We start from the raw sequence: 16,958 nt of genomic DNA, 5'->3' as shown, positions 1-16,958 counted from the left end.
TCCGGCCACAGGCCGGGGGCGCTTTCAGCCTTGGCGAGACTCCCATCCCAGTGGGGGACTGACGGGCGGCAGGCTGAACACACCGCCGCAGCTTCTGTGCATGAGCCTCACAGGTGATCTGAATCGCGGCTCCAGCCAGGCGTCGGCCCAGTCCTGGATGGCGACGGTGACGCCGTAGAGATCAAGTCCCCTTTTGGTCAGCCGGTAACCCGCATCTGACTTCGACAGCAGGCCCAGGTCTGAAAGTCGGGCCAGCCTGTCCGTGAGTATGTTCGCAGCCATGCCCGTGGCTGCCCGCATGTCCGAAAACCGGCGCAGGCGCATGAAGGCGCAGATCAGGACCTCTATCCCCCACTTGTCGCCAAAGATGTCGAGGCTGGGGCCCAGGCCCATGGGACCTGATCCTGCGGGCAGGGTGGAACGCCGCCTGGCGACCTGCTTGTCGGGGATCTGCCTCAGAAGTCCGGGAACCAGCCGCAGATCAATGTCCCGGGCCGTCAGGATCTGCCCACAGCCCGGGCAAGCCAGGCTAGCGGCTAAGGGTGTGGCCCAGGACACTAGCGTGGGGTCGGGCGGGAGGTCAGAATTGACCTGCCACCGGACCATCTGGCGGAAGATTTCAGAGGTCTGGCGACCCATGGGCGTCAGTCGGTATCCGTATCTCTGCGGACGGCGGCTGTAGAGCTCGCGCGCAAAAATGCCCTGCTGCTCAAGACCCTTGAGGCGGTCGGCGATCAACCGGTCCGCCATGCCGGTGTCCCGGGAAAACTCCCCATAGCGCGTCGCACCGTGGAAGGCGGCCAGGATCAGGGTCAGGGACCAGCGATCGCAGATCACATCTGCGGCCTGTCGGACGGCCGTCAGCACGGCGGTGACGGACTGCGGGTCAGTCGGCGCCGGTCGGGCTGCAGATCGCGTGGGGTCAGCCAAGGTCGCTGAAGGTGTAGATCGGCCCGGCCGGTGTCTGCTCGCCGACGCCAAGGGCCACGGTGTCGTTCAGCCAGGCATAGGCCGGATTCCCGCACTCGAACTTCGCCGAGACCCGCAGACTGTATTCGTGGGGCTCCAGCTGGCCGCCGCGGTTGAAGCGCTTCATGACCTCGGGCTCCGCCAGGAACCGTCCCTGATAGGTCATGTAGATCAGGACATCGTCCTCGGTCTTCAGGGCGATGCGCACATCGATCACCATGACGCCGTCGGGCCGGTTGATCACCCAGTCCGCGCCGCCGGGCAGGACTTCGCCCTTGAGACGCTCGCCCTCGAACCGCCCGCCCAGGATCGGAGCAATCCGGCGACGTCCCTGGGGCCCGACACCGAAATCCAGCATTCGGTCAAAGGCTACATCCAGCTTGAGGGTCATCAGGGGGCGGGGAGTCAGGTTCGACATGGGGCGCTCCAAGAGTCTGGTTGCATAGAGAGAGTAACATATGCACTCTTCGGGGGACGACAGGCAATCGGAGAGATCACCATGGTGCAGCTGAAGTTTCCGGTAGGGCGGCCGGGTCCATCCGTGCAGGACGTCCTTAGTCAGGACGTCAATCCCGCCCCTGCCGTCATGCTGGAAGAGTCGCCCCTCGACCTGGGAACCGAGGACGTCACCTCCGAGCGCTATTTCTCCAAGGCCTGGCATGACCGCGAGGTGGAGAAGGTCTGGCGCAAGACCTGGCAGCTGGCCTGTCGGGTGGAGGAAATCCCCGATGTCGGTGATCATGTGGTCTACGAGATCGTCCACGACAGCCTGATCGTGGTGCGGACCGGACCCGACGAGATCCGCGCCTATGTGAATTCCTGCCTGCACCGGGGCACCCTGCTGCGCACCCAGGGCGGTTGTGTGAAACAGTTCCGCTGTCCCTTCCACGGCTGGACCTGGTCCCTGCAGGGCAAGCTGACGGACCTGCCGGGCGCCTGGGACTTTCCGCAGGTGGAAGGCAAGGATTACAGCCTGCCGGAGGCGCGGGTGGGAGTCTGGGGCGGGTTTGTCTTCGTCAATTTCGACCAGGACTGCGAACCCCTGGAGAGCTATCTCGAAATCCTGCCCGAGCACTTCAAGGCCTTCGCCCTGGAGGACCGTTACAAGGCCGCCCATGTGGCCAAGATCATGCCCTGCAACTGGAAGCTGGCCATGGAGGCTTTCATCGAGAGCTATCATGTCCCCAGCGCCCACCCCCAGGTCCTGGCCTATTATGGCGACCAGAACACCCAGTACGACGTCTGGCCTGGTGTGCGGCATGTGAACCGGATGATCAGTGTTCAGGGGGTGCCAAGCCCCTCCATGAGCGATGTCTCCGACGAAACCGTCATCAAGCACATGCGTCGGGACATGCCCTTCTATGACGGAAAGCCGATCGAGGTTGGTCCCGGCGAGACGCCCCGCGCCAAACTGGCCGAGCGCGCCCGTCAGAAGATCGGCCGGTCAACCGGCAATGACCTGTCGACGCTGTCCGACACCGAGTCCCTCGACCTGATCGAGTACCTGCTGTTTCCGAACATGGTGCCCTGGGGCGGTCAGTCCCTGCCGGTCTGCTACCGGTTCCGGCCCTATGGCGACAATCCCGAGCAGTCGGTCATGGAGATCATGTTCCTGTTCGCCAAGGCGCCGGACGGCAGCCATCCTGCGCCCGCCGAGATCCGCTTGCTGGGGCCAGATGAGCCCTGGGCGACAGCGCGTGAACTGGGATCGGCCGCCATTGTCGCCGATCAGGACACGGAAAACCTGATGCGGATCCAGAAGGGACTGCGGGCCTCCAGCCGGCCGACCGTGGTCCTGGCGCAATACCAGGAGAGCCGCATCCGCCACTACCACCAGACCCTCGACGCCTATATGGCGGCGGAGGACTGAGGCGCTTTAGTTGGAATAGACAAAATCTATTCCAACTAAAGAAACATCTGATTTTATCTATGCATCTGCCTTCGCTAGTTTGACGTCTCAGAACGAGATGTTCACTGGCTTGAAAGGCAGAAACCCATGGACGCGAACAACAGGGCAGGCGGTTGCCCGGTCATGCACGGCGCCGGAGCCGCAGCCACCCATGCAGGCAGGTCCAACCGCGACTGGTGGCCCAATGCACTGAACCTCAGCATCCTCCACCAGCACGCTCCGGCCTCCAATCCGCTGGGCGACGAATTTGACTATGCCAAGGCCTTCCAGGGCCTGGACCTGAAGGCGGTCAAGGCTGACCTTGTCGCCCTGATGACCAAGTCCCAGGCCTGGTGGCCGGCGGACTGGGGTCATTATGGACCCCTCTTCATCCGCATGGCCTGGCACAGCGCCGGCACCTACCGCACCTCGGACGGTCGTGGCGGCGCGGGATCCGGCTCGCAGAGGTTCGCCCCCCTGAACAGCTGGCCGGACAATGGCAATCTCGACAAGGCGCGGCGCCTGCTGTGGCCAATCAAGAAGAAGTACGGCGACGCCATTTCCTGGGCCGACCTGATGATCCTGGCCGGCAACTGCGCCCTGGAGTCCATGGGTTTCAAGACCTTCGGCTTCGGCGGTGGCCGGGTCGACGTCTGGCAACCGGAAGAGGACATCTACTGGGGCGGCGAAGATACCTGGCTGGGCGACACCCGCTATTCCGGCGATCGTGAGCTGGAGAGCCCCCTGGCCGCCGTACAGATGGGCCTGATCTATGTGAACCCCGAGGGCCCCAACGGAAATCCTGACCCGGTTGCTTCGGGCCGCGATATCCGCGAGACCTTCGCCCGGATGGCCATGAATGACGAGGAGACGGTGGCCCTTCTGGCTGGCGGCCACACCTTCGGCAAGGCCCACGGCGCCGGAGACGCTGCTCTTGTCGGGCCGGCGCCGGAAGGCGCTGAAGTCGAGCATATGGGGCTGGGCTGGATCTCCACCCACGGCACGGGCAAGGGCGGCGACGCCATCACCAGCGGCATCGAGGGCGCCTGGAAGCCCAATCCCACCACCTGGGACAATGGCTATTTCGACACCCTGTTCGGCCATGAATGGGAACTGGTGAAGAGCCCGGCGGGCGCCCATCAATGGCGCGCCATGAATGTCGCTGAAAAGGACATGGTCGTCGACGCCCATGATCCGTCAAAGCGCCATGCGCCGATGATGACCACGGCCGACCTCGCCCTGCGGTTCGACCCGATCTACGAGCCCATCGCCCGTCGTTACCATCAGAACCCAACCGAGTTCGCCGACGCCTTCGCCCGGGCCTGGTTCAAGCTGACCCACCGGGACATGGGTCCCCGGGTCCGCTATCTCGGGTCGGAAGTCCCCGCCGAGGTGCTGATCTGGCAGGATCCGGTTCCGGCTCAGACTGAAGAGCCGATCCATGCCGCCGACATCGCCGACCTGAAGGCCAGGATCCTGGTGTCTGGCCTCACCGTGTCCGAGCTGGTCAGTGTCGCCTGGGCTTCTGCCTCCACCTATCGCGGGTCCGATAAGCGGGGCGGGGCCAATGGCGCCCGGATCCGACTGGCGCCCCAGAAGGACTGGGCGGTGAACCAGCCCGATCAACTGGCCCGGGTCCTGTCAGTGCTGGAAGGGGTTCAAGCGGCCTTCAATGGCGCCAGCGACCGCAAGGTCTCCATGGCCGACCTGATCGTCCTGGGGGGCTGCGCCGCCATCGAATCCGCTGCCCTGAAGGCCGGCCATCCGCTGGTGGTCCCCTTCACCCCGGGCCGGACTGACGCTACCCAGGAACAGACGGACATCGAGTCCTTCGAAGTCCTTGAGCCCCTGACCGACGGCTTCCGCAACTATGAGGCCCGGGCCTTCAGCTTGCCGCCGGAAGCCCAGCTGGTGGACCGCGCCCAGCTGCTGGGTCTCAGCGCTCCGGAAATGACGGTGCTGGTTGGCGGTCTCCGGGTGCTTGGCGTCAATCACGGCGCCGCCGCCGAGGGCGTTTTCACGGACCGTCCTGGCGTCCTGACCAATGACTTCTTCACGGGCCTGGTGGACATGTCCGTCACCTGGACCCCGGTCGCCCGTAATCGGTATGAGGGTCGCGATGCGGCGACAGGTTCGGTCCGGTGGACCGCCAGCCGGGTTGATCTGGCCTTCGGCTCGAACTCGCAGCTCCGGGCCATCGCCGAGGTCTATGCCCAGGATGACGCTGCTGACCGGTTCTACGGCGACTTCGTGGCCGCCTGGACCAAGGTCATGAACGCAGACCGCTTCGACCTGGCGTAAACAAGATGGGGAGGAGGCCCTTCAGGGCCTCCTCCCGCATTTCTAACCCGCAGCGATGGCCTCTTCGGCGATACGCTTGGCTGTGGGATAGTCGGCCTTGCCATTGCTGGCTCGGATGACCTCGGTGGTGACGAAGATCCGCTTGGGGGTCTTGTACCCGGCCAGGGACTTGCGGACGTGGGCGCGGACCGCGTCCTCGTCCAGGCTGGCACCTTCAGCCAGACGGACAATGCCGGTCACCGACTGACCCCACTTCTCATCGGGCAGGCCGATAACCAGGGCGTCTTCGACAGAGGCATGCGTCTTGAGGGCTTCTTCCACCTCTTCGGGGAAGACCTTCTCGCCGGCCGTATTGATGCAGGCCGAGCCGCGACCCAGCAGGGTCAGGGTGCCGTCGGCTTCGACAATGCACCAGTCCCCGGGGATCGAATAGCGGACCCCGCCAATGACCCGGAAGGTGCGCGCCGACTTTTCCTCGTCCTTGTAGTAGCCCACTGGATTGGGCGGGCCGATGGCGACAATCCCGGGTACGCCCGAGCCGGGTTCCACCGGATTGTCGTTCTCGTCGAACACCTTGCAGCGGCCGCCCAGCATGAACTTGGCGGTCTGGACCTCCTGGCCCTTGGTCATCACCGATGACCCCATGCCCAGAGCTTCCGAAGACGAGAAGGCGTCGTTCAGCATGGCGCCGGGCATGTGCTCCAGCATGCCGGCCTTGACCTCATGGCTCCACATGACGCCCGAAGACACCACTCCGATGATGCTGGACAGGTCGTACTTGCCAGGCTCGGCGTTCAGGGCGTTCAGCAGGGGCTTGCCGAAGGAGTCGCCGACAATGACCAGGGAGGTCGGCTTGTGCTTGTGGATGGCCTCCAGCATTTCGATGGGGTCGAAGGTCTGGCCGGTCAGGGTGATGACGCAGCCGCCGGCCATCATGACACCCATGCCGCTCAGCAGGCCGGTGCCGTGCATCAGGGGCGGGGCGGGCAGGATCCGGCCGCCAGGGCCGACCTGGCGGGTGAAGGCGGCGAGCTCTTCCAGGGTTTCGGGAACCGGACCCATCAGCCGGGCGCCCTGGAGGGTGATTTCCCGCAGGTCCTGGTGGGCCCACATGACGCCCTTGGGCATGCCGGTGGTGCCGCCGGTGTAGATGAAGAACTGGTCCTCGCCGGAGCGGACGATGTCCAGGGGGCCGCCATTTCCTTCCTCGCCGAGGGCCTCGAAGGACTCAGCAAAGGAGGCGACCTCGCCGGTGTCGCTGACCTCGACCCAGTTCTTCACATTGGGCAGGCGCGGACGGATCTCGGTGATGGCGTCACGGAATTCCGACGAATAGACCACGGTCTGGGCGTCGGAATTGTCGAAAATGTACCAGACCTCTTGCGGGGTGTAGCGGTAGTTGACGTTGACGTGGGTCAGGCGCGCCTTCCAGCCAGCGGCCACGGCCATCAGGTATTCGGGCCGGTTGCGCATGTAGATGGCGATCTTGTCGCCGGGCTTGGCGTCCCGGGCGATCAGGGCCCGCGCTACATTGTTGGTGATCTTGTTGGCCTGCCCCCAGGTGACCAGGCGCTCGCCGTGGATGAAGGCTGGCGCCTCGGGCGGCAGTTCAGGGCCCACCGCGTCCAGGATATCGCCGAAATTCCAACCCATATGTCTCACTCCCCAACCGCTGCTTTCAGCGTGAAAATAACTTTGGATCCCTCTTCCTGTCAGGCCGGAATGGTCTGGCTCTGGTCAGGATGAGTGACGTAAAAATTCAGTTCGATCAGTAGACTTGCCCAGGCCTCGTCCTTGGCGGGGGTCCATTGCCCGGCCAGGAGTTCGGCAAGGGTGTTCCGCACGGTTCCGAAGAAGGTGGCGAAGACCTCCGGCGGTACATCATAACCCTCGTGGGTGATGACTTCGCACTGGATCATGGTCGAGGCGTAGTGCCGCTCACCCGCGAAATCCAGAATGGCGCTGATCACCCGGCTGAGCATTTCACCCTTCACCTGATGGTTCTTGTCCCGCCAGAAGAGGGGCTCCATTTCAGGCTGATCCCGGAACAGGCGGGCATAGACCAGAGGTGTCAGATCCTCGCAGAGATCAGCGGCGATCTCGAAGGTCTCGATGATCAGCTGTTCCCGTTGATCAGGCATTGAAGTTCAACTTGAGACCAGGCCGGGGCCAGGTGGCCCGGAAGAGCTTGCCCGTGGCCGAGGCCGTGATCCAGGCCGTCTTCATGTCCGGTCCGCCAAAGCAGATATTGGTCACGATCAGGTCCGGGAAGGGGTAGTGCTCGATCGAGCCATCCTCGTCAAAGGCGGTGATCCCGCCATTTATGATGGTGGCGACGCAGACCTTGCCGCCGGCCTCAACCGCCAGGCTGTCCAGCAACTGGAAGCCTTCCAGGTTCTTCACGACCCGACCCGGCGCAAAGGCCGGTGCGGGCCCCAGAACGCCGGGGGCTTCAATGTCAAAGGCCCACAGTCGGCCCAGCTGGGTGTCGGCGGCGTAGACGGTCTTTTCGTCCGGCGACAGGCCGACGCCATTGGGCGAGATAATGTGGTCACGCTGGCGGCTGATATGGCTGCCGTCGATCTTGGCATAATAGAGCGCGCCGAATTTTCTGCCTTCGGGGGTGGTGCAGCCATGGTCGGTGAACCAGAAGCCGCCCTGCTTGTCGAAGACCAGGTCATTGGGGCCGATCAGCCGACGTCCGTCGCACTCGGTATAAAGGGTGGTCAGCTTGCTGGTGGCCAGGTCATAGCGCTGGATCATGCCGCCCACATGGCTGGGCGGGGTCGGGCCCGGAACGGTCATGCCCATATTGTCCAGCCACTCGAAGGAGCCGCCGTTATTGGTGATGTAGATGGCGCCGTCGGGGCCGATGGCCGCGCCGTTCGGGCCGCCGCCGGTCTCCACCAGGATTTCCTTCTTCCCGTCGGGGGTCACCCGGGTGAGGGTCTGGCGCTTGATCTCGGTGAGGATCACCGAGCCGTCATCCATGGCTATGGGGCCTTCCGGGAACTGGAAGTCCTCGGCGATCAGTTGAATGTCCATGCGCTTCCTCTACTCGCCCGGTTTGTCCGGTTCTTGCGGCGCGCACTATGGCCCGATCACCCCGGGGGAAAACAAGGGCCTTTTCGTCGGGCCGCCTGATTTTCCCTATTTCCGCTCGAGAACCCGCAGGGTGAAGGCGAAGTCATCGTCTTCGCCGGCGGGATAGTCCTGGGCGCGGACTTCTTTCCACTGGCTCTCGTCAAAGCCTTTGAGGAAGACATCTCCCTCCACCTCGGCATGGACCTCGGTCAGATAGATCCGTCGCGCCCGGGGCAGGGCCATTTCGAACAGGGAGACGCCGCCGATCACGCAGACCTCGTCGCGGCCGTCATCCTCCGCCTGTTCCTTGGCGATGGACACCGCTTCGTTGAACTCTTCGCAGACCACGCAGTTGGGCGGGGCGAAGGCGCCGTCCCGGGACAGGACGATGTTTGTCCGGCCGACCAGGGGGCGCTTGGGCAGGCTGTCCCAGGTCTTGCGGCCCATGATCACAGGCTTGCCCATGGTCACAGCCCGGAAGTTCGCCAGGTCTGTCTTGAGCTTCCAGGGCAGGCCGCCATCCCTGCCGATCACGCCGTTGCGGGCGCGGGCTATGGGGCCGGCGGTGAGTATGGGCTGGGGCATGGGTGTCCGGGTCTGAAGGTCAGTCCGAACCAGTCTAAACTGAGCCGGACGGCGCGCCTAATGCAGTCGCGGGGAAAAGGCGGCTTCCATGAAGTCGTAGGTCGCCTGGATCGTATCCTTTACGCAGTTCACGAAGGGCTCGGTCTTCAGAAGGTCGCTGGGGACGATAAAGCCTTCCTCCCCCTGTCGCCGCACCAGATCGAGCTTGGAAAGTCGCGACACGTGCCGGCGGGCAGTCTCGTAAGGAAGGTTCAGGTTGCGGGCGACGGCGAAGACCGAAACCGGTTTGCGGGCAGCGTCCAGGTGGACATGGGCCGAGTCCAGCACCTCTGATCCGGGCAGGGGGTCCAGATGCGCAAGATTGGCCCGGTGGATGGTGAAGTGGATCATGGCCGGAACCGGATCGACCCGCAGGGTTTCCGTGGCGATCTTCACCCCCTTGAGGAAGTAGTGGATCGACATGGCTGAGATGCGCCGCTCATGAGCCGGGCTGGCGATTTTTCCCTGGGTGGTCAGGTTGGCGCCCATGGCCTGCAGGCTGGAATGCATCTTCACAGTCATGCCTGAGAATTCCGTCAGCATGCCGGCAATGGCAGGCTCACTCAGGCCCTCATGACGGGCGATCAGGCCTTCACTGGAACGTTCGATCAGGCCCCTGGCGAGCAGCTTCGCGGCGTACCTGCGGACCGTCTCGTAGGGCAGGCCCAGATCCTGCGCCATGCGATACACAGACACCGGAAACTGGATCAGGTCATCCCAACGGGCATTGGATACGGCGATGTTGTCCGGGCCGCCGACATTGGACGCCACAATGGCGGTGTAGATGATGCACGGGCCCAGATCCTCGTTCAGGGTAGCTGTCAGCAGGCAGCCGCTGTCGGAGAAGTAGGCTCCGGCAAGCCGGGAACCTGACCTGTAGAGGAGGGGGGTAGGGTTCACCTTGTCGAGTCTCGGGAATTCAGAAGTGGCATCCGGATACCGGCTCCAGGCCAGCAAGTCCAGTTCATTGCGACCAGGAGTAGAGAATTAGACCGCGATGGGCGCAGCTATCTTCTCATGGGCCTTGTATCCCCGCAGCTTGAAGTCTTCGTAGGCGAAATCGAACAGGTCATTTTTGTCGGCAATTTCAAGGGTCGGAAACGGATATGGACGGCGCTGGAGCTGTTCCCGCGCCTGATCCAGATGGTTCAGGTACAGGTGGGCGTCACCCAGGGTGTGGACGAACTCTCCGGGCTCGAGACCGACCACCTTGGCCATCATCACCGTCAGGAGGGCGTAGGAAGCTATGTTGAACGGCACACCCAGGAATACATCCGCCGACCTCTGGTAGAGTTGGCAGGACAGGCGCCCATTGGCCACATAGAACTGGAACAGGCAGTGGCAGGGGGGCAGGGCCATATCGTCGACATCGGCCGGGTTCCAGGCCGAGACAATGTGCCTGCGGCTGTCGGGATTGGCCTTGAGCGCCGCCACGACATTGGCGATCTGGTCGATCACCCGACCATCCGGCGCCGTCCAGGACCGCCACTGCTTGCCATAGACCGGGCCCAGTTCGCCATCCGGTGCGGCCCATTCGTCCCAGATGCTGACCCCCTGATCCTGCAGCCACTTCACATTGGTGTCGCCCCGCAGGAACCAGAGCAGTTCCAGGATGATCGACTTGCGGTGCAGTTTCTTGGTGGTCAGCAGGGGAAAGCCCTTGCTGAGGTCAAATCGCATCTGACGGCCGAAGACCCCCAGGGTCCCGGTGCCGGTCCGGTCTCCCCGCTGGACCCCATTGGCCAGTATGTCGGCCAGCAGGTCCAGATAGGCCTGTTCCGGGTGGGTTTCTTCCATCTGCGGAGAAATGAGGGCGGGGGCGTTCATGACCTGAAACTTCGGCGGCGATTCGGCCAAGATTGCCACAAAACCGGCGACCCTGAACCGGGCGACGAGGTCGCATCCACAGGTCCGGGGTTTTATCCCCACGCATCACCGGTCGCTGTGACCCTTAACTGGTGTTTACGTTCAAGTCGGGTTCAGGTTGGAAGCGTCATTCCTGTCAGCGAGGGCAATTCAGACCGGTCGCCGCGCCGGACAAGAGGAACGAAGATGAAAGTGCTCACACGCACCGCCTGGGCTCTGGCCCTGCTGGCCTCCAGCGCCGGCCTGGCTCATGCCCAGGACTACGGACAAAGAGGTGAACGGGGCGACCGTGACGGTCGCTGGGGCCCATCTGGCATACCAGCCCAGCCTGGGGACCGTGAAAGGCCCCGCGGCCCCGAAATGCGCGCCGGTGAACCCCCCGCCGTCCGCGTCGCGCCCCCGACCATCGCACCGCCGGTCGCCGTCCGACGGGAAGGTCACGACGGAGATCGCATGGACGGGCGAGGCTTCAATGGCCGTGATGATCGCCGGACCTGGAACGACCGCGATCGCGGTGATGGCCGCAACTGGCGTGGCGACGACCGCAACTGGCGCGACAACGACCGCAACTGGCGCGATGACCGCAATGTCCGTCGTGGCTGGGACTGGGACGACCGCCGTGACTGGAGCTGGCGCAACCGCGACAACGACAACTGGCGCTGGCGCAGCCAGAACCGCTACCACGGCTGGAACTACCGTCCGCCGGTTGGCTATTACTCCCACAGCTGGATCTTCGGCGACCTCCTGCCCAGATCCTGGTGGGCGCAGGACTACCGGATTGGCCAATGGTGGAGCTATGGACTGCCGCGCCCGCCCGTCGGCTCCGAGTGGGTCCGGGTTGGCGACGACGCCCTGCTGATCGACCGTTACACCGGCAGGGTCCACCGCGTGGTCTATGACGTCTTCTGGTAAGGCGCGCTAAACCGCCTTCCAAACGGTCTCCAGGGCCCCCGCCATGCACATTTGGCGGGGGCTTTGGCTTGACGAATGCGCAATTTTCCCCTCCATAGCCCCGCCTTTGCTGCCCCGCTCTTGCGCGGATCGCGGCTCCCCTTGTCTTCAGGAGAAGAAACATGCGCGTTTATTATGATCGCGACGCAGACCTCGGCCGCATCCTGGACAAGAAGATCGCCATCGTAGGCTATGGCAGCCAGGGTCGCGCCCATGCGCTGAACCTCACCGATTCCGGCGCCAAGAATGTCGTGGTCGCCCTGCGTCCCGGCTCGGCCACCGCGAAGAAGGTTGAAGCTGACGGCCTGAAGGTCATGAGCGTCGCCGAGGCCGCCAAGTGGGCCGACGCCATCATGGTCCTGGCCCCCGACGAACTGCAGCGCGGCATCTACAACGAAGAGATCGCCCCCAACATCCGCGATGGCGCAGCCCTGCTGTTCGCGCACGGCCTGAACGTCCACTTCAACCTGATCGAGCCCAAGTCGACCATCGACGTGCTGATGATCGCCCCCAAGGGCCCCGGCCACACCGTGCGCGGCGAGTACCAGAAGGGCGGCGGCGTCCCCTGCCTGATCGCCATCCACCAGAACCCGACGGGCAACGCCCATGATCTGGGCCTGGCCTATGCCTCGGCCATTGGCGGCGGCCGCTCAGGCGTCATCGAGACCACCTTCCGCGAAGAGTGCGAAACCGACCTGTTCGGCGAACAGGCCGTCCTGTGCGGCGGCCTGGTCGAGCTGATCCGCGCCGGCTTCGAAACCCTGGTGGAAGCCGGCTATGCGCCGGAAATGGCCTATTTCGAGTGCCTGCACGAAGTGAAGCTGATCGTCGACCTGATCTATGAAGGCGGCATCGCCAACATGAACTACTCGATCTCCAACACGGCCGAGTACGGCGAATACGTCACCGGCCCGCGCATCGTGACCCCGGACACCAAGGCCGAAATGAAGCGCGTTCTGGAAGACATCCAGTCGGGCCGTTTCGTCCGCGACTTCATGCAGGAAAACGCCGTCGGCGCGCCCAGCTTCAAGGCCACCCGCCGTCGCGGCTCCGAGCACCAGATCGAGGAAGTGGGCGCCCGTCTCCGCGCCCTCATGCCCTGGATCGCCAAGAACAAGCTGGTCGACACCGCCCGCAACTAGGCGACGACAGACCTCACGGATTAGAAAAGGGCTCGGACTTCGGTCCGGGCCCTTTTTGTTTTCAGAGTCTCACCGGGTTCATCAAAGCGATCGCACGACTTCAATTGATCGGTCAAAACGTCCAGCTACCCTGGCCCACCATAGTCTACGGCGACAAGTTGATTGGCTACTACGCCCCATGAGGATCGCTTGTGCTCAATGCGGACCTTTAGGCCCCCTGAAAACACATCTGGCTCTTGCCACTCGATTGTATGCCACTCTGCGTCGGTCAGGGGACGAGCGCGTCGCATTGCGACAAGTATGCCGCCCGGAACATGGAAAACTACCGGGCAAAGGCCAACTGGATCATTCTGGTAGAATTCCACCTCATCCATGTTGCCTAGAAGGCCTCTTAAAAACTGCCTCCAAGTCCGAGTTGTTGGAACTTTTATCGCCAACCGACCAATCAGGAACGCTATTCGTGTTGCGCCGCGCCTGACTTCCATTTCTACGACTTTCCCTACCAAGTCAGCTTCAGAACTTGGCGCATGGCCGCTTCGAAGGCCTGATCATCCATAGCTCGGCGGGCGCCGAGGATCATTTTGGCGTCGGCCCCAACAGGAACCCGTAGCGGGGTCGCAGGGTCCTCGATAGCATTCGCGATAGCCTCTCCAACGATCTCCGGCCCGGGTCTGCCGCCTGTGCCAAGCATCTTGCCGTCAGCGCCAGTCCATTGGGCCCAGAGTTCGGCATAGGCGGGCGGGCCGTCGTGGCGACCGCTCGGCTTCATGCCCGGCGCGATATAGCCTGGCTGGATAATGACGCTGCGAATGCCAAAGTGGCGGACCTCGTAATGTAGGGCCTCTGTGATGGCCTCAAGGGCGAACTTCGACGCACCATATGCCGCTTCCATAGGTGACCCGACCTGACCATTGACGCTGGAGACATTGACGATGACGCCCGATCCCCGCTCGCGCCATTTCGGCAGCAGGGCCTGAATGATCCGCAGGGCGCCCAGGGCGTTGGTCTCGAACATGTCGCGGAAGCCCTGCAGGGGATAGTCTTCCGCCGGCCCTGTTCTTGCGAGGGCCGCATTATTGACGATAGCATCCAGCTCGCCGGCCTGAGCCAGACAGGCGTCGACTGACGCCTGGTCGGTGACATCCAGCTGACAGACCTCGATACCCTCCAGGGCTGACAAGGTCGATGTGTCGCGGGCGGTGGCGATAACCCTGTGACCCCGTTGGGCCAGGACCTGAACGGTCGCGAACCCGATGGCCCGGCCGGCTCCGGTAACCAAAACCCTCTTTGACCCCGCCATTTTCCTGTCCTATCCCGACGCGAACCCTACGAGTTCACGTATCGGATTTGATGTCTTTTGCATAATACAACCTTGAGGGCCGGTTGGCCTCGAAGGTCTGAGTAGAAAGCCTCCCCCATGTCCCACCCCCTCGACGCTGCCATTGCCCTGACACCCATCGGCGCGGGACGGTTCGCGGGCGCGACCACGGCGGACTACTGGAACATGGCCGGGCCCTTCGGCGGGGCGACAGCAGCGGTCATGCTGAAGGCTGTGCTGGATCATCCCCAATGCCGCGGTCGGCCGGCGGCCCTGACGGTCAATTTCTGCGGGGCTGTGGCCGAGGGGGCTTTCGAGGTCTCCGTGCGGCTGGTCCGGGACGGGCGCTCGACCCAGCATTGGTCGGTTGAGCAGACGCAAGGGGAGGGCGGGATCACCACCACGGCCACGGTGGTCACCGGCGCCGAGCGGGAGACCTGGGGTCACGCCATGGCCTCCATGCCGCAGGTTCCAGCCTGGGATCAGACCCCGCTCTCAGAGGGCGATGTCCCGGTGGCCTGGCGTAAGAACTATGAAATGCGGTTCCTGACCGGCGGGCCAAGGCCCCTGGGCCCGGGCGGGGAGCTGATGGATCCGCAGACGTCCATGTGGGTGCGCGAGACGCCATCGCGGCCCCTGGACTTTCCGGCCCTGGCGGCGATCAGCGACGCCTTCCTGCCCAGGATCTTCATGGTCCGGGGGGATTTCTCGCCCGTGGCCACTGCGACCCTCAGCACCTATTTCATGGCCGACGCGGCGGCTCTGGCGCGGCAGGGCGACCGACCCCTGCTGGCGGTCTGTGATGCGGCGGTCTTCAGGCATGGCTTCAACGACCAGTCGGCCCGGCTCTGGTCCGATGACGGGGAACTGCTGGCGGTGAGCAACCAGCTGGTCTGGTTCAAGGGGTAGGGGTCGGTCTCGAATCTAGACCCACCCCAAGGCCGCTTCGCCGCGGAGCAGGGCGTCGGCCTGGGGGGTGTGCTTGCCGCCTTCGCGGTCGTGCAGGATCACTGGCGGCAGGAGCTGGAGCGGCGCCTTGCCGGTTTTCAGGGCCCGGACCAGGACCCGCTTGGCCGGGGCGTCGGCGAAGGGGTGGATGGGGCGGATCTGGAAGCTGCCGGCCTTGGGGCTGAGCAGGGCCAGCAGGTCGGCCAGGCGGTCTGCCCGGTGGATGACCGTAATGGTCCCGCCCTCGCGAACCGACTTCAGCAGGAAGATGGTCCAGGCCTCCAGCCCGCCCTGCGCCATCCAGGCGGCCTGCTTTTCAGGTTTTGGTGCGCGCATTGCGGCGGGATCATCAAAAAAGGGCGGGTTGGCCAGGGCGGCGTCAAAGGGCGGCAGGCTCAGCCGGGCGAAGGGCTTGCCGATGTCGGCGGCCTGAACCCTGACCCGGTCAGCGAGGTTGTTGAGGGCGATATTGTCCTGCGCCAGGGCCAGGGCTTCAGGGTCCATTTCCAGACCCGTGAACTCGGCTTCTGGCCGCCTCAGGGCCGCTGACAGCAGGACCGCCCCTGGGCCGCAGCCGGCCTCCACCACCCGGTCGTCGGCCCTGGCGTCGCAGGCGGCGGCCAGCAAGGCCGCGTCCATGCCGGCCCGATAGCCCTTGCCGGACTGGCGCAGGCGCAGGCGCCCGCCCAGGAAGCCATCCGTTTCAGGAGGAGTTTGGCCCGAGGAAATGGTCTTTCCTTCCGTCAGATGTCGGTCCGACATTGTGCTTTGTGCTAGCCTGCCTTATCGCATCGCCATTGTCGCCCTCAAGCGGCGCGCTCTCCCTGCGCCGCGGAAAAGACAGGAGTCCCCGTGGACGCAGACGGCGCCGCCATTGCATCCAAGCCCGTGTCCATTGATGGCCTGATGGCTCTGGCCAGGGCTGACATGGCCGGAGTGGACGCCCTGATCCGCGACCGGATGCAGAGTCCGGTCTCGGTGATCCCGGCCCTGGCCGAGCACCTTATTGGCGGATCAGCCAAACGCCTGCGCCCCCTGCTGACCATAGCTGCGGCCCGGGTGTCTGGATCCACTGACGACGCCTGCCTGAAACTGGCGGCCTCGGTCGAGTTCATCCACACCGCCACCCTGCTGCATGATGACGTGGTGGACTCCTCCGAACTGCGCCGGGGCAAGGTGGCGGCCCACCTGATTTGGGGCGCTCCCGCCAGCGTCCTGGTTGGCGACTTCCTGTTTGCCCGGTCCTTCGAGCTGATGGTCGAGGCCGGCAGCATGCAGGCCCTGGAAATCCTGGCCCGCGCCAGCCGGGTCATAGCTGAGGGCGAGGTCCTGCAACTGACCCGGGCCCACGACCTGAACCTGCCCACCGAAACCTATCTTGAAATCATCAAGGCCAAGACAGCCGAGCTGTTCGCCGCCGCAGCTGAAGCCGGCGCCGTGTCAGCCGGGGCTACGCCCGACCAGTGCCGGGGCCTGCGCCGCTATGGCCAGAATCTGGGCCTGGCCTTCCAGCTGGTGGACGACGCCCTGGACTATTCCGGCGAGAGCGAAGTCCTGGGCAAGAATCCCGGGGACGACTTCCGGGAAGGCAAGGCGACCCTGCCCCTGCTGATGACCATCGCCAGGACGGCCACTACCGAGAAGGCCTTCTGGGACCGCACGGTGGGCCGTCGCGAACAGACCGACGAAGACTTCCAGAAGGCCCGGGCCCTGATCGTCGAAACCGGGGCGGACAAGGCGACCCTGGACCTCGCCGCCGACTATGCCGCTGCGGCCAAGGCGGCCCTGGCGGATTTCTCCACATCCAACAGCTGGCGTCCGGCCCTGGAAGATCTGGCCGACTTCGCCGTCGCCCGGAAGATGTAGG

General features: G+C 64.2%; 15 protein-coding genes. 6 read left to right on the top strand and 9 right to left on the bottom strand.

The window, feature by feature from the left end:
* Window positions 1-24: 24 nt before the first annotated feature.
* On the bottom strand, window positions 25-981 hold the full coding sequence (locus CFE28_13415; GenBank protein OYU70904.1) for a hypothetical protein: 957 nt from the start codon (window positions 979-981) through the stop codon (window positions 25-27).
* A gap of 76 nt (window positions 982-1,057) precedes the next feature.
* On the opposite strand from CFE28_13415, the gene CFE28_13410 reads away from it, so the two are divergent.
* Together CFE28_13410 and katG are read left to right on the top strand one after the other, a co-directional pair.
* The gene (locus CFE28_13410; GenBank protein ID OYU70903.1) at window positions 1,058-2,839 is read left to right on the top strand and encodes a hypothetical protein; all 1,782 of its coding nucleotides are present in this window, start codon (window positions 1,058-1,060) and stop codon (window positions 2,837-2,839) included.
* Between the two features lie 126 nt (window positions 2,840-2,965).
* Window positions 2,966-5,158, top strand: a complete 2,193-nt coding sequence (gene katG / locus CFE28_13405) for a catalase/peroxidase HPI (protein OYU70902.1) — start codon at window positions 2,966-2,968, stop codon at window positions 5,156-5,158.
* A gap of 42 nt (window positions 5,159-5,200) precedes the next feature.
* Here katG and CFE28_13400 read toward each other — a convergent pair whose 3' ends face one another.
* The 6 genes from CFE28_13400 to CFE28_13375 all read right to left on the bottom strand — a co-directional run bounded on the left by CFE28_13400 (window position 5,201) and on the right by CFE28_13375 (window position 10,693).
* Complete coding sequence (locus CFE28_13400; GenBank protein ID OYU70901.1) at window positions 5,201-6,811, bottom strand: acyl-CoA synthetase; 1,611 nt, start codon at window positions 6,809-6,811, stop codon at window positions 5,201-5,203.
* Window positions 6,812-6,870: 59 nt separating this feature from the next.
* Window positions 6,871-7,299, bottom strand: coding sequence for a globin (locus CFE28_13395; GenBank protein ID OYU70900.1), 429 nt, complete (start codon window positions 7,297-7,299; stop codon window positions 6,871-6,873).
* The gene (locus CFE28_13390; protein ID OYU70899.1) at window positions 7,292-8,203 is read right to left on the bottom strand and encodes a gluconolaconase; all 912 of its coding nucleotides are present in this window, start codon (window positions 8,201-8,203) and stop codon (window positions 7,292-7,294) included. Before CFE28_13390 ends, CFE28_13395 begins: the two co-directional genes overlap by 8 nt.
* Window positions 8,204-8,308: 105 nt before the next feature.
* The gene (locus CFE28_13385; GenBank protein OYU70898.1) at window positions 8,309-8,827 is read right to left on the bottom strand and encodes a dihydrofolate reductase; all 519 of its coding nucleotides are present in this window, start codon (window positions 8,825-8,827) and stop codon (window positions 8,309-8,311) included.
* A gap of 57 nt (window positions 8,828-8,884) precedes the next feature.
* Window positions 8,885-9,823, bottom strand: coding sequence for a hypothetical protein (locus CFE28_13380; protein ID OYU70897.1), 939 nt, complete (start codon window positions 9,821-9,823; stop codon window positions 8,885-8,887).
* A gap of 30 nt (window positions 9,824-9,853) precedes the next feature.
* Entirely contained in the window at window positions 9,854-10,693 is an 840-nt protein-coding gene (locus CFE28_13375; protein OYU71709.1) for a thymidylate synthase, read from the bottom strand.
* A 225-nt stretch (window positions 10,694-10,918) separates the two neighbouring features.
* Here CFE28_13375 and CFE28_13370 point away from each other — a divergent pair, with 225 nt between their 5' ends.
* Together CFE28_13370 and CFE28_13365 are read left to right on the top strand one after the other, a co-directional pair.
* The gene (locus tag CFE28_13370; GenBank protein ID OYU70896.1) at window positions 10,919-11,644 is read left to right on the top strand and encodes a hypothetical protein; all 726 of its coding nucleotides are present in this window, start codon (window positions 10,919-10,921) and stop codon (window positions 11,642-11,644) included.
* A gap of 161 nt (window positions 11,645-11,805) precedes the next feature.
* On the top strand, window positions 11,806-12,825 hold the full coding sequence (locus CFE28_13365) for a ketol-acid reductoisomerase (protein OYU70895.1): 1,020 nt from the start codon (window positions 11,806-11,808) through the stop codon (window positions 12,823-12,825).
* Window positions 12,826-13,324: 499 nt separating this feature from the next.
* Here the strand turns inward: CFE28_13365 and CFE28_13360 are convergent, their stop codons facing one another.
* Window positions 13,325-14,125: a short-chain dehydrogenase/reductase gene (locus tag CFE28_13360; protein OYU70894.1), complete on the bottom strand. Its 801-nt coding sequence runs from the start codon at window positions 14,123-14,125 to the stop codon at window positions 13,325-13,327.
* 117 nt (window positions 14,126-14,242) lie between these two features.
* Here CFE28_13360 and CFE28_13355 point away from each other — a divergent pair, with 117 nt between their 5' ends.
* Window positions 14,243-15,052, top strand: coding sequence for an acyl-CoA thioesterase (locus CFE28_13355; GenBank protein ID OYU70893.1), 810 nt, complete (start codon window positions 14,243-14,245; stop codon window positions 15,050-15,052).
* A 15-nt stretch (window positions 15,053-15,067) separates the two neighbouring features.
* Here CFE28_13355 and CFE28_13350 read toward each other — a convergent pair whose 3' ends face one another.
* Window positions 15,068-15,853: a methyltransferase gene (locus CFE28_13350; GenBank protein OYU70892.1), complete on the bottom strand. Its 786-nt coding sequence runs from the start codon at window positions 15,851-15,853 to the stop codon at window positions 15,068-15,070.
* A 144-nt stretch (window positions 15,854-15,997) separates the two neighbouring features.
* Between CFE28_13350 and CFE28_13345 the strand changes: the two genes are divergently transcribed.
* Entirely contained in the window at window positions 15,998-16,957 is a 960-nt protein-coding gene (locus tag CFE28_13345) for a farnesyltranstransferase (GenBank protein ID OYU71708.1), read from the top strand.
* Window position 16,958 lies beyond the last annotated feature (1 nt).

It is taken from the genome of Alphaproteobacteria bacterium PA2 (genome assembly GCA_002256425.1).
In the GTDB taxonomy this organism is placed as follows: Bacteria; Pseudomonadota; Alphaproteobacteria; order Caulobacterales; family Caulobacteraceae; genus Phenylobacterium.
The sequence above is the reverse complement of the archived record's forward strand: the minus strand, read 5'-3'. Positions and strand labels throughout refer to the sequence as shown.

What these genes read in the sequence shown, in the direction of transcription:
- CFE28_13395 (OYU70900.1), bottom strand. Translation starts at nt 7,299, where the DNA reads ATGCCTGATCAACGGGAACAGCTGATCATCGAGACCTTCGAGATCGCC.
- katG (OYU70902.1), top strand. Translation starts at nt 2,966, where the DNA reads ATGGACGCGAACAACAGGGCAGGCGGTTGCCCGGTCATGCACGGCGCC.
- CFE28_13345 (OYU71708.1), top strand. Translation starts at nt 15,998, where the DNA reads ATGGCTCTGGCCAGGGCTGACATGGCCGGAGTGGACGCCCTGATCCGC.
- CFE28_13375 (OYU71709.1), bottom strand. Translation starts at nt 10,693, where the DNA reads ATGAACGCCCCCGCCCTCATTTCTCCGCAGATGGAAGAAACCCACCCG.
- CFE28_13365 (OYU70895.1), top strand. Translation starts at nt 11,806, where the DNA reads ATGCGCGTTTATTATGATCGCGACGCAGACCTCGGCCGCATCCTGGAC.
- CFE28_13400 (OYU70901.1), bottom strand. Translation starts at nt 6,811, where the DNA reads ATGGGTTGGAATTTCGGCGATATCCTGGACGCGGTGGGCCCTGAACTG.
- CFE28_13385 (OYU70898.1), bottom strand. Translation starts at nt 8,827, where the DNA reads ATGCCCCAGCCCATACTCACCGCCGGCCCCATAGCCCGCGCCCGCAAC.
- CFE28_13390 (OYU70899.1), bottom strand. Translation starts at nt 8,203, where the DNA reads ATGGACATTCAACTGATCGCCGAGGACTTCCAGTTCCCGGAAGGCCCC.
- CFE28_13355 (OYU70893.1), top strand. Translation starts at nt 14,243, where the DNA reads ATGTCCCACCCCCTCGACGCTGCCATTGCCCTGACACCCATCGGCGCG.
- CFE28_13360 (OYU70894.1), bottom strand. Translation starts at nt 14,125, where the DNA reads ATGGCGGGGTCAAAGAGGGTTTTGGTTACCGGAGCCGGCCGGGCCATC.
- CFE28_13350 (OYU70892.1), bottom strand. Translation starts at nt 15,853, where the DNA reads ATGTCGGACCGACATCTGACGGAAGGAAAGACCATTTCCTCGGGCCAA.
- CFE28_13370 (OYU70896.1), top strand. Translation starts at nt 10,919, where the DNA reads ATGAAAGTGCTCACACGCACCGCCTGGGCTCTGGCCCTGCTGGCCTCC.